Raw genomic sequence first — 12,380 nt, 5'->3', positions numbered from 1 at the left:
TTTAAATGCTACCTTTCTAAAAAGTACATTTGAATTACCTGATTGCATCAAAACGCTACCTTATTATGAATAACAAATTCTCCCCTTCGCTGTTTTGTCTGATTTTAATAAACATTGGAACATCCTGTGCACAAGAGGATATCACAGGAGTCTATAACCGGAGCCATAAAGGCGATCCACACGGCGCCAGCCATCTGTTTGTTCTTGAGAACAACCGCTTTGTAGTCACCTTTTTTGGGGGTGCTATAGCAGGCACATGGAACATCACTAAAGGAAACCTTGTAGAATTTAAGCCTGATGTTCCCAAACAAAAAATCTACCTCTATGGTCGGCACAATAAGGATATTAAGGACAGCTGCAGAATCTTTTTTCAGGGATTTGAAAATAATGAAACCTTTATTGGCTTTGAAGACAAAGCACCTCTGAGAAGGGTATTTAACCCAAGTCCAAATTGTTTCAGTTATCCTTATGTTTATAAATTCCCGCATATTCCGGGACAGATGATCATGGCCGACAAAGAAGATAAGGAACCAAATGAAAAACAAAACGAAACCTCCTCAAAAAACATTTACACTTTCAAAAACACCAAAAAGTATAACGACTTTGTTGCCTATTACTTTGAAGAACACAACGACAGAAGACCCTTTTACGCAAAGATTAAAGAAAAGCAACTGTTCTTATCTGAGGATCATGCCGCACAAAAAAGACCACTATCTGAAAATACTAAAGATTTAATTTTTATTAAAAATATCGCCAACATGCCACAGGAAACAAATAGCGTGATGTACAATCCTTTTTACGAAGAATGTAGAGAAGACATTGCGAAAGACACTTTAAACTGGCGATTTGAGCAAAATAAAAATGCCTATATCAATTTTTTAAACTACGTAGAGGGAGAAGATAATACAACGAAAATTGTTTATGAATTTCAACACCTGCCTGTTACAGGTAAATCGGCAGGAGCTATTGCAATAGATGAAGTCCCTTTATTTGTGGTGAAGTGTAAGGACAGAGAATAACGCCACTTTTCAACATCCTTATCTTCTTAGCTTTATATTTTGCATCTTTGAAAGCATAAATAAATAGGGTTAATTTCTATATTAGCCAGCTATAAAGACCACACCATAGATGTTATTCAGCGAACAAAATTACAGAAGAGGAGAGTTTTGCGGCAGTATAGAGGTAATTTGCGGCTCTATGTTTTCAGGAAAAACGGAAGAATTGTTAAGAAGGTTAAAGCGGGCACAAATCGCTAAACTGAACGTAGAGATCTTCAAACCTGCAACGGATACCAGATATGATGAAACCGCTATTGTATCTCACGACAGAAATTCCATCCAGTCTACCCCTGTAGAAAATTCATCCGCAATCTTGCTACTGGATACCGAGGTACAAGTTGTCGGAATCGATGAAGCGCAGTTTTTTGATGAGAACCTTCCTGATGTTTGCAACAAGTTAGCACAAAAAGGAATCCGTGTAATCGTTGCCGGATTAGATATGGATTTCAGTGGTAAGCCTTTCGGACCTATGCCGGCATTAATGGCCATTGCAGAACTGGTGACTAAAGTAAATGCAGTATGTGTACGCTGCGGAAGCCCGGCTGTGTATTCTTACAGAACTGTAGCTAACGAATCAAAAATCCTACTGGGAGAAAAAGACAGCTATGAGCCAAGGTGCAGGCCTTGTTATCATGCCAGGGATTAAGATAATCTTTCAGACCACTTTTGGAGAGTTTAGCGCAATTAATATTATGCTGAAAAGAAATTAACGCGATTGAAGATTAACATATGAGATCCAAAAACAATATATAAGCCAAAAAAACAGATCAATTCATCGTAGTCCCCAACTGACGCAAAGTTAACAAACTTGAAATCGCAAAAAGTGAGATCAAGTTGGAGGAAAGAGAAAATTACTCAATCTCCTTGGGACTAAACATATTACAATTGCCCAGCCTGTTCGATTTTACTATTAATGTTATTAAAATAATCAGTATAGGCTTTAAGAGATGGATCAATCCATTCCATAATATCATGTATGTCATCGATGACAGTTTTTGCCAAAAGAAAATCGATAGAGGCCCCTCTAAAACAGATGGGCTCATTGTGGTAAATTCTATTTCTAAACTCTCTTATACGATTTAACTTTCCAGTCATCGTAGAACGGTTTACTACTTTGGGCTTATTTGGAAATGCGCTAAGAGGTGCCCCTTGAACAAGCTTAAAATGGTGAGGGTCAAAAAAGGCAGTCCAAAAACCAAACGCGTGTTCTGCAATTATTTTGCTTGATGTAATTTGACAGCCCGTTCGTCTAACTTTTTGCTCAGCCTTCAACACGCTTGTTTTTAAAAAGAAATTTGAAGCCGATAGACTTGGATCACTCATAAATCTTTGTTTTTGATTAATAATCCAATCTGGATCATTGAAATGATTGGTTAGTTCATTGTAGATTGCATTTCGAATGAAAGTCTCAAAAAGATTCATTAATGGATAAAATGCTTGAGCAACTCTAAGATTTATTTTATATAGTCTTTGTGTTTTTGATTTAGAATTTCCGCAGGCTCTTAAAAATCTATTTAATCTTGGTTGAGAAATGTAATATTCTAATTGAGCGTAAGTCATGCGAAAAATTTCTATCTATTTAAAAATATATCTTTATCTTTGATGTGTTATGCTTAGTAAAGCCTCCTTTTCTTCAGAAAAGCGTAACTAAGTCAGGTATTTAGCCCCGGTCGCATCCGGGGCTTTTTCTTATAAAAAACTAACACCTGCTTACTGTATGATCATTATAGTAAAATTAATTTCTCAAATACACAAAACACATGATATTAACCAACTCAACCTGTTAATATCAAATTAATACAAACCCCATTCAATAGTCGGAACGCCTGTATGAAAACTGGATAAAAAAGGCCGCAACTTTCGAACTGAGGTTTATCTACCTCAGCAAGTTCATAGAAAAGGAGGGCATCTTATATAGAACTCTTCTTCTCAACATAAAAAACACATCCGATTCAATAGGCTTGAAAGGGGAAAAAGCCCTAGCAGACCCTATCATCCCCTATGCTTAGCCTGAATTAAACAACGACAATTTATAGAATGGCACGGCAATGTATATAACCTGTTATTATCAGTTCCCCCATCCTTTTCATTATTACGATATTACCACTCCATTGTTTTCATCAATAATAATATCTAATATTGATTACACACAAAACACATACAAATGAAAAATTTTCTATTAAGGGAAAGGCATTTTCTTATGCCTTACGCGAGGGGCATTATGGTAATGCTACTTACAAGCTGTTTTTTATCGATTAAGGCCCAAAATTTAAACAGTGTTAAGAAAATTGAATACTACAATAGCATTTTCCCTTCAGAGAATGGGAAAGTGAAGTCTATTGATGGTATTTTAATAGAATATTACAACAGCGTTTTTTCTTCAGAAAACGGCAAAATAAAATCCATCGGCAGCAAGAAAATAGAATATTATAACAGTGTTTTTCCTTCAGAAAATGGCAAGATTAAATCTTTCGATGGTCAGAGGATAGAATATTATAATAGCGTTTTCCCTTCAGAAAATGGAAAGATAAAATCAATTGGCGATACAAGAATAGAATACTACAATAGCGTTTTCCCTTCAGAAAATGGTAAGGTTAAATCGATTGGTAGTGCCAGGATAGAATACTACAACAGTGTGTTCCCTTCAGAAAATGGAAAGATGAAATCCATTGATGGTTCCATTCCGGAAGGCCTTTTGCTTATCTTAATGAATCAGGAATAGTAAGTAGTGATACATTATAAAGATCAGTAGTGCGATAAACCGCACAGCTGATTTTAAGGATTCTTCATGATCTGATTAAGCATAGACACAAAAGCAGCAATTTTGCTGCTTTTTAGCCAACAATAATATCATAACAGCGTCAACAGATGATCTATCCCGCTTGAAATTGGCTTATCATTATATAATTCCCGACCTTCGCGCCGGAAAGGAAAATAATGAATATAGCTATTGATAAAAAAGACATTAAAGAAGTTTATGAGACTTCAATTATTCAGCAGACGGCATTCTGGTCGGAAGTAAAAACCCAACAAGGCCTCCAATCTAAAGCATTTAACTTCAAAGTCAAAAACGAAGACATCTTCCATGATGCTTTAAAAAACAAATTTACCCATGCTGATTTCCTGGTATTACTCCAACCGCTGGACAGTGAATATAGCATTGCTTATGTCCCTTACGGTCCGGAAATTGAACCCAATGAAGAATATCAGGGAAAGTTTCTGGAAGAGTTGTCGGAAAACCTCCGCTCCCACCTTCCTTCAAAATGTATACTGATCAGGTATGACCTGGCCTGGGAATCCCATTGGGCAAAAGAAGATGACCATTTTGATGATGCTGGAAACTGGTCCGGCCCACCTGAAAAGAAATATCAGGAGTTCCGTTTTAACTTCAACACAGATAACTGGAACCTCAAAAAAACAAATTCTGATATCCTGCCTTCAAATACGATATTTCTGAATTTGCAGAAAGAAGAGGACGCGCTGCTAGGCTCCATGAAAGCAAAAACAAGATACAACATCAATCTATCCTATAGAAAAGGCGTTACAGTGAGCAGAGTGGGAATGGAAAACTTACACATCTGGTATGCCTTGTATCAGGAAACCGCTTTGCGCAACCGCATTCACATCAATGATATCGATTATTTCAGAACAGTACTTTCTGCCCGTGCAGAAGACACTTCTTCTCCGGCAGAAGTAGAACTCCTGCTGGCAGAGACTGAAGGACAACCGCTTGCCGCCATGTTCCTGGTAATCTCAGGCCAAAGAGGTACTTACCTTTATGGCGCTTCTTCCTCGAGCAATAGAAATTACATGGCCACGTATGCCCTGCAATGGGAAGCGATGAAAATTGCAAAAAACAGGGGCTGTGTAGAATATGATATGTTTGGTGTAGCGCCAAACCCTGATCCCTCTCACCCACTTCATGGTTTATATAAGTTTAAAACCGGCTTTGGTGGAGAACTGTATCATAGAATGGGCTGCTGGGATTATCCGCTGGATCCGGAACAATATCACCGTTTCATTGCTACCGAGATGCAAAGTCAGGGTTATCACCTCTAAATAAAGGGAATTTTATTGGCTTTGCCCGACCGAACTGAGCGGGAACCAATCAATTTGTATTAATTCTAAATAAGACTATATTTGCTCCATCAATAGAAAAATCTTCTGATGGGGACTGTACATTCCAGCTTTAATCACAAAATTACTGAACAGTCATTCACCTGGCTATTCGACAATTATTGGGAAAAAATTTATGAGCTTTGTTACCAGCAGATCCGTTCTCACGAAGATGCCCGGGAACTCACACAAAACATTTTCGAGTCCATCTGGAAACGCAGAAATGAACTCCATATTGAGGGCAATCCGGAGCACTACCTGATGCGCTCCGCAAAGCTACAGATCATCAATTTCTATAGAGATACAAAAATCCGGGAAGAACATCAGGCCAGCTTTTCTTCTGAATACCGTGACTTTGACAACTGTACAGAAAACGAGATCCTCTTCAGTCATTTGAATCAACGTGTAAGCAGCGTTATTGAAACCCTACCAGGTCAGTGCAAACTGGTCTATCAGCTGAGCAAAAACAAACACTTATCGAATAAAGATGTTGCAGCCACCCTCAACATCTCTATAAAAACCGTCGAATATCACCTTTCCAATGCAAACAGTCTGTTAAAAAAAAGTCTGAAAGAATTTATATAATTCTACCAGGGTTTTTCTGCACTGATGTTACTTGGTATATAGAAGGCATTTATAATAGGTCTTTCTTAAAAGATGAAGCAAATCGATCCTGAGATATTAAAGCGCTATGCAAATGGCAATTGCACTGCCGAAGAACAGGCACTGGTAGAGCTCTGGTTGGGTTCTGAAGAAAACGAATCGGTTCACCAGGATACTTTTGCCGGAATAAACAAAGAAGAATTAAAACAGGAATTATGGGCAGAATTAAAACCCTTCTCCCCTTCAAAGCCCTGGTATCAGCTGCCCGCTTTTGCCTATAAGCTTGCTGCATGCCTGGCCCTAATCTGTTCAGCAGCCTATTTTGGCATCATGTACATCAGCCATCAGCAAGAAAACCAGCCATTAGCCTCCGTTCTCGTTTATAAAGAACTGTTTGTCCCAAAAGGAAGCAGAGCCACCATTACCTTAACTGATGGAACAGAGATCAGCTTAAATGCCGACAGCCGCTTAAAGTATCCCGTTGCCTTTACCGGTAATTCCAGAATCATTTATCTAAGCGGCGAAGCCCATTTTAAAATAGCTAAAGATCCATCGAGACCTTTCCTTATCCACACCAATAAAACAAATACACGCATTTTAGGGACAGTATTTAACCTGAAGGCTTATCCTGAGGAAAATAAAGAGCTCCTGACGGTAGAAGAAGGAAAAGTACAATTTTCATCAAAATCTGACCCTGAAAAACAGCTTATTCTTACTAAAAATCAGCAGGGTACAATAGATGCAGCAGGTATACTGGATCAGAAACTGGTTTATGCTCCTGCGCATAGCGGATGGAGAACTAAAAAACTGGTATTTAACGACCTGACTTTAAAAGAAATTTCAGTTTTATTGAACAGGGAATACAATATGTATCTGGAGATTAAAAACAAAAAACTCAGTGCAAAGCGCTTTACAGGTACGTATCAAAACTCATCGCTCAACTCTGTTGCCCGGGATATTAGTCTGGCATTACATTGCAAATATCAATTAAATAATCAGTCTTTAACTTTCTATTAAATCTCTTCAAGATGTAGCCAGCTTCCATCAAATTCCACAAAGGAAAATCCATAACGAAACAACAAAAACCCGGTGCTCCGTCTCGCAAACCTCACACCGGGCAATGATTAATCAAATCCGTTTAAAATCAATTAACCATTACAAAACTAATGAAATCTTTGTTTTCAAAATCTATTTTCATTTTCATATTACTAATCAGTAGCCACTACTGCACTCAGGCCCAACAAAATATACTGGAGAAAAAGATCAGATTAAGTCTCACCCAGTCGACAATTCCCGATGCATTGGCTTACCTATCAGATCAGGCAGGCTGCACTTTTTCCTACAGCAGCTCTTCGTTACCTTCAAATATCCGCATCAATACAACGCATCAGGAGATCACCCTCACTGCAGCCCTGAAGGAAATCTTTGGCAGCAGACTGGAAAGACTGCAACTGCAAGGTACCAACATACTCATTGTGTTAAAAAAAGCTTCCGGAAGTGTAACGGGTTTTGTTAAAACCAGCGATGGCAAGCTTGCTCAGTTTGTCAGCATCAGTATTAAAGGGCTCACAGGGACCACCGTCGATAAAGACGGTCATTATCTCCTGAAAAATATTCCGGAAGGCAGCTATAAACTAATCGCCAGCCTAGTAGGATTGAATTCCCAAAGCAGACAGATCAGGATCATTGCTAACCAAACTGAAGAACTTAATTTTACACTTACAGAAAGCGGGGAGCAATTAAACGAGGTGATCGTTAAAGCCAGCAAACCCAATAAATTCGCTGAAAAAGAGAGTGAAAACATTGCCAGATTGCCCATTAAAAATCTGGAAAATCCTCAGGTATACCAGGTAGTTACACAAGCCATTATGAAAGAGCAAATGCTCACCAGCTATGCAGAGGCTTTTCAAAATGTAGCTGGTATTTCTACTTCCAATATTTTAAACACCAGGGGAACTTCGTTTTTTCTTCGGGGCTTTGCCAGTCCCCCCTCCATGCGTAATGGAATGGCAGCTCCTGCCTGGGCAGAATCTATCGAACCAGTAAACGTTGAACGGGTTGAAATTTTAAAAGGGCCTTCTGCAACTTTATTTGGCAGTACACAAACCAGCTTCGGTGGTGCAGTAAATAATGTAACCAAAAAACCATTCGCAGGTACTGGCGGAGAAGTTGCTTATTCGCTGGGGAGCTGGAACCTGAGCCGGTTAACTCTTGATTATAACGCTCCGTTGAATAAAGATACCACCCTACTTTTTAGAATAAATGCCGCCAGACACTGGTCAGATACCTTTCAGGATTTCGGTTTTCAACATAGCTATGCTGTTGCTCCCTCTCTGTTGTATAAGCCCAACTCTCGCTTAACATTAGCATTAGAGGCAGAGATAAATAACTACAAAGGAACGATGTGGGCCTGGACTGGTTTTGGTGAGGATGTAACCATAAAGAATATTAAAGACCTGAAGATACCTTACAACAGGTCAGTAACCGGAGATCAGCTCTTACAACAATGGACTTCCAGCAGTGTATATGCAAAAGCAGATTATAAGATTTCTGATCAATGGACCTCTTCCAGCAATGTGATTCAATCCATCTATCACAGGTCTGAATTTTATGGAATGAACAACAACCTATGGAAAAACGACTCTACACTTGTCAGGGAAATTTTCGGGAACTTTCCTGCAACCGTTTCCACTTATCAGATTCAGCAAAACTTTAACGGGGATTTTAAAATCGGACCAATTAGAAACCGGATGGTTTTGGGGATAGATGTTTTTATGACAAAAGACAACCGTACTTTTAAATCAGGTCCCGATCCGGACCACAGCAGGTATACGGATGAGGTCATCATGAATGATCCTTCCAGCGCTGTAAATGTATCAAAAGATAAAGTCCTGGCATTTTTTGCACCCTACCCAATGAGCAGCAATATAGCAAGAACAAATACATATAGTGTTTATGCTTCTGATGTTGTCAATATCACGGACAGGTTATTGGCCATGTTAAGCTTACGCATAGATCGCTTTGACAATAAGAAGCTCATCATCAATGGTGTTACTAATGCAAAAGGTGACTACAAACAAACTGCATTATCCCCGAAATTCGGCGTTGTCTACCAGCTGGTAAAAGATCAGGTTTCCATCTTCGGAAATTACATGAATGGTTTTACCAATAACCAACCTCAGCAAAATGCGCAAAATGAAATGATCACCTATAAGCCTTCCCAGGCTAACCAATGGGAAGGAGGAGTAAAAATGGATCTCTTTCAACATAAATTATCCACCAATCTGAGTTACTATAACATTTCGGTTAAAGATGCCCTGCGTTGGAATGCATTTCCTCCAACACAGGATGGCACACAATACAGCCGGGGATTTGAAGCCGAAATCATTGCAAACCCTTTACCTGGCCTGAACATTACTGCGGGTTACGGTTACAACAAATCGAAATATGTAAAAGCAGATGAAATACTGGAAGGAAAATCCCTCGGGGCGCCTAAAAATGTAGCAAACTTCTGGATCAGTTACAAAGTCCAGGAAGGCAAAGCGGAAGGCCTGGGCTTTGGGTTTGGAGGGAACTATGTGAGTGAAGTGTTCATTATCAATCCAATTGTCATTCCTTCTTATACCTTGCTTAATGCAGCAGCATTTTATGATGTTTCCAAATACAAAATAGGTCTTAAGGTAAACAACCTGACCAATCAGAAATATTGGTCCTGGGACCACGTAACCGGGCAACCTTTGAGAAACTTTGTGCTCAACGTTGCCTATAAATTCTAAACTACAGATCCCCCCGATCTTTTTTTAATACCCAATAATTCCCAAACCGTCCATGCGCAAAGCAGGGGCGGTTTTTTTGTGCCCAAGCTTTTCAATATATTATTATTTATAATAATTCTAATTAACGAATAAATCATCATATTTGCAGACTATTTAGATTGATTAAAAATAATATAACATGATTAAAAATTTACTATCTGTCTTCTGCATCTTTGTCCTGTCTGTAACACAAAGCTTTGGGCAAACTTCTACAGGGACGTTAAAAGGGAAAGTGGTCACCTCTGATGGCCATGCAGCTGCTTACGTATCTATCGGTTTTAAAGAAATTAAGCTCGGTATCTCTACCGATGAAAATGGAGAATATACCATCAGCAAGGTGAAGCCTGGAAATTATACCTTAAAAGTAAAGGCCATAGGCCTGGAGCCTCAGGAAAAAAGCATCACTATTATTGCCGCTGAGACCACCACTGCAGATTTCACCCTGAGCGAAAATTCTCAGAAACTACAGGAAGTGATCGTTTCTACCGGAAGAAAAAAATATAAGGTAGATGAACCTTCCAAAAGTCTCAGACTTAATCAGGAACTCAAAAACATCCCACAGAATATCCAGATCATCACCAACGAACTGATCAAAGATCAACAGATCTTCGACATGCTGGAAGGAATCACCAGAAACGTAAGTGGGGTAACACGTGAAGCCCATTGGGACAATTACGCAAGAATCAACATGAGGGGTTCCAATATCGCCGCCTTCAGAAATGGGATGAATGTAACCATGCCATGGGGTCCCCTTACCGAAGACATGAGCATGATTGACCGCATTGAGTTTGTGAAAGGGCCTGCAGGATTTATGCTGGCCAGTGGCGAACCATCAGGTTTCTATAACATAGTAACCAAAAAACCTACAGGAACCACCAAAGGAGAAGCAAATCTTTCGATGGGAAGTTTTGACACCTACCGTGCCGCAATTGACCTGGATGGGAAATTAACAGAAAATGGAAAACTACTGTACCGCTTAAATGTAATGGGCATGCTAAAAGGTTCTCACCGTCAATATGACTATAATAACCGCTACACCATTGCCCCGGTATTAACCTATAAGATCAATGATAAAACTGAGGTAACTGCAGAATATACCTACCAGTTCTCTCAGGTGCCTCTTATCGGTGCCGCCTATGTATTTGGAAAATCAGGTTACGCCTCAGTTTCACGCAATTTGTCCCTGCTTGAACCGAACACAGACCCAAGTAAAATTAAGGACCATAGTGCCTTTCTAACCTTAAATCATAAAATTGATGACAACTGGAAATTTACCGCTCAACTGGGTTTCCTTACTTTTGGTCAGATCGGTAGCTCTACCTGGGCAAATCAGGTTTATGATGATGGCCGTATCATGCGCAGCATCAATGTTTGGGATGCCTGGGGTCAAAACAAAATGGGTCAGGCCTTCTTAAATGGTAAAGTGACCACAGGTCAGGTAACCCATAGAATCCTTGCAGGCCTGGATATGGGAAATAAGCAATATATGGCTGATTTCTCACAGGCTTTTAAATTAGATAACCCAAATGGATTATTTAATATCAACAATCCGCAATATGGAAAAATTCATCCGGACACCATCAAAAGCTTCGACAGATCCAAAAGCCTGAGACGAAGAGTGGGTGGAGGTGCGAACTACGAAAATTATACTGGTATTTATGTACAGGATGAAATCGGATTTTTGGACGATAAAATCCGTTTGACATTAGCCGGTCGTTTTACCGCTTTAAAAGTATATGATGGATATAGCCGGGAAACCAATGATTCTAAATTTACTCCACGAATCGGATTAAGCGTTTCTCTGGATAAACAAACTTCAGTTTATGGTTTGTTTGATCAGTCCTTTATTGCACAACCAGGTCTGATGTGGGGTGGCGGCACTACAAAACCTCTGGATGGAAATAACCTTGAATTCGGTATCAAAAAAGACTGGATGGGCGACAAATGGAATACCACGATTGCTGCCTATCAGATTACCAAGAAAAACGTCAATGCAGCTGATCCGGATCCAACACATACACCGGCTAACACTTTTGTTGTTCAAGTTGGTGAAACACAGGCAAAAGGGATAGAATTTGATTTACGTGGTGAAATTACTGAAGGGTTAAACCTAACCCTGAACTACGCTTATACAGATTCTAAAATCACCAAAAACGGCGGTGATACAAATGTTGGGAGCAGCATAGATGGTTATGCAAAACACCTGACCAACGGATGGTTGTCTTACCGTTTCAACGAACCCAAGATCAAAGGATTGGGCGTTTCTCTGGGATATCAATACATGATCGATAGAAAGGCTGGTGCATGGGGAGGAACCAACCCTTTAAACCAGTCTCTGCCTGATTACTTTCGTCTGGATGGCGCCATCAACTGGCAAGGTAAAAAGACCAGTATTGGTCTGAACGTAAATAATATTCTTGATAAATACTTATATACCGGTGCTCCTTACAGCGACTATTACTACTGGCAGGCTGAACCTGGTGTCAATTTCAGATTGAGCGTAGGATTTAAATTCTAAACAAAAAAGGGCCGGAATAAACCGGCCCTTTTTGATTAAACATACATTTCGGTTTGATCAATTGTACTATTGAATCACTTTACCGTCTTCACCAATTTTGATGGAAGCAGTTTCTGCTTCTTTTTTCACATCAATCTGGTAAAATTTAGTTTTGTCTGCATTCGTTACTAAGAAAGCTGCAACCGGAGTCCATGCTTTAACTGGTTCACTTTGCAAAGTAGTTTTCACTGCTTCCGGAAGATCTTTCAATTCAACCGGAGTTTTTGTAGT

General features: G+C 39.5%; 10 protein-coding genes. 8 read left to right on the top strand and 2 right to left on the bottom strand.

Annotated elements, in window-relative coordinates:
* Nucleotides 1-65 precede the first annotated feature (65 nt).
* Both BUC20_RS18200 and BUC20_RS18195 read left to right on the top strand, forming a co-directional pair.
* Complete coding sequence (locus tag BUC20_RS18200; RefSeq protein WP_073232465.1) at nt 66-1,019, top strand: hypothetical protein; 954 nt, start codon at nt 66-68, stop codon at nt 1,017-1,019.
* A gap of 109 nt (nt 1,020-1,128) precedes the next feature.
* A complete protein-coding gene (locus BUC20_RS18195) occupies nt 1,129-1,704 on the top strand; it encodes a thymidine kinase (RefSeq protein WP_073232464.1) in 576 nt (191 codons plus the stop codon).
* A 233-nt stretch (nt 1,705-1,937) separates the two neighbouring features.
* Here the strand turns inward: BUC20_RS18195 and BUC20_RS18190 are convergent, their stop codons facing one another.
* A complete protein-coding gene (locus BUC20_RS18190) occupies nt 1,938-2,618 on the bottom strand; it encodes an Abi family protein (protein WP_073232463.1) in 681 nt (226 codons plus the stop codon).
* 604 nt (nt 2,619-3,222) lie between these two features.
* Here BUC20_RS18190 and BUC20_RS18185 point away from each other — a divergent pair.
* The 6 genes from BUC20_RS18185 (at nt 3,223) to BUC20_RS18160 (ending at nt 12,110) form a co-directional block, all read left to right on the top strand.
* A complete protein-coding gene (locus BUC20_RS18185; protein WP_143166838.1) occupies nt 3,223-3,780 on the top strand; it encodes a hypothetical protein in 558 nt (185 codons plus the stop codon).
* Nucleotides 3,781-3,995: 215 nt separating this feature from the next.
* On the top strand, nt 3,996-5,117 hold the full coding sequence (locus BUC20_RS18180) for a lipid II:glycine glycyltransferase FemX (RefSeq protein ID WP_073232461.1): 1,122 nt from the start codon (nt 3,996-3,998) through the stop codon (nt 5,115-5,117).
* Between the two features lie 108 nt (nt 5,118-5,225).
* Nucleotides 5,226-5,759: an RNA polymerase sigma-70 factor gene (locus BUC20_RS18175; protein WP_073232460.1), complete on the top strand. Its 534-nt coding sequence runs from the start codon at nt 5,226-5,228 to the stop codon at nt 5,757-5,759.
* Between the two features lie 72 nt (nt 5,760-5,831).
* Nucleotides 5,832-6,794, top strand: coding sequence for a FecR family protein (locus BUC20_RS18170; RefSeq protein ID WP_073232459.1), 963 nt, complete (start codon nt 5,832-5,834; stop codon nt 6,792-6,794).
* A gap of 149 nt (nt 6,795-6,943) precedes the next feature.
* Complete coding sequence (locus BUC20_RS18165; protein ID WP_084529021.1) at nt 6,944-9,553, top strand: TonB-dependent receptor; 2,610 nt, start codon at nt 6,944-6,946, stop codon at nt 9,551-9,553.
* Nucleotides 9,554-9,731: 178 nt separating this feature from the next.
* Nucleotides 9,732-12,110 carry a TonB-dependent receptor gene (locus BUC20_RS18160; RefSeq protein WP_073232458.1) on the top strand — a complete coding sequence of 793 codons (2,379 nt, stop codon included), beginning with the start codon at nt 9,732-9,734 and terminating at the stop codon, nt 12,108-12,110.
* A 66-nt stretch (nt 12,111-12,176) separates the two neighbouring features.
* On the opposite strand, the gene BUC20_RS18155 is transcribed toward BUC20_RS18160, so the two are convergent.
* Nucleotides 12,177-12,380: hypothetical protein (locus BUC20_RS18155; protein WP_073232457.1), on the bottom strand; the 204-nt coding region annotated here is incomplete at its 5' end.

The organism is Pedobacter caeni (assembly GCF_900129215.1).
GTDB lineage: Bacteria > Bacteroidota > Bacteroidia > Sphingobacteriales > Sphingobacteriaceae > Pedobacter > Pedobacter caeni.
This window is presented reverse-complemented; position numbering and strand designations above follow the sequence as displayed.

Coding starts and splice junctions, on each gene's coding strand:
- BUC20_RS18165 (WP_084529021.1), top strand. CDS start 6,944: ATGAAATCTTTGTTTTCAAAATCTATTTTCATTTTCATATTACTAATC.
- BUC20_RS18185 (WP_143166838.1), top strand. CDS start 3,223: ATGAAAAATTTTCTATTAAGGGAAAGGCATTTTCTTATGCCTTACGCG.
- BUC20_RS18170 (WP_073232459.1), top strand. CDS start 5,832: ATGAAGCAAATCGATCCTGAGATATTAAAGCGCTATGCAAATGGCAAT.
- BUC20_RS18160 (WP_073232458.1), top strand. CDS start 9,732: ATGATTAAAAATTTACTATCTGTCTTCTGCATCTTTGTCCTGTCTGTA.
- BUC20_RS18175 (WP_073232460.1), top strand. CDS start 5,226: ATGGGGACTGTACATTCCAGCTTTAATCACAAAATTACTGAACAGTCA.
- BUC20_RS18195 (WP_073232464.1), top strand. CDS start 1,129: ATGTTATTCAGCGAACAAAATTACAGAAGAGGAGAGTTTTGCGGCAGT.
- BUC20_RS18190 (WP_073232463.1), bottom strand. CDS start 2,618: ATGACTTACGCTCAATTAGAATATTACATTTCTCAACCAAGATTAAAT.
- BUC20_RS18180 (WP_073232461.1), top strand. CDS start 3,996: ATGAATATAGCTATTGATAAAAAAGACATTAAAGAAGTTTATGAGACT.
- BUC20_RS18200 (WP_073232465.1), top strand. CDS start 66: ATGAATAACAAATTCTCCCCTTCGCTGTTTTGTCTGATTTTAATAAAC.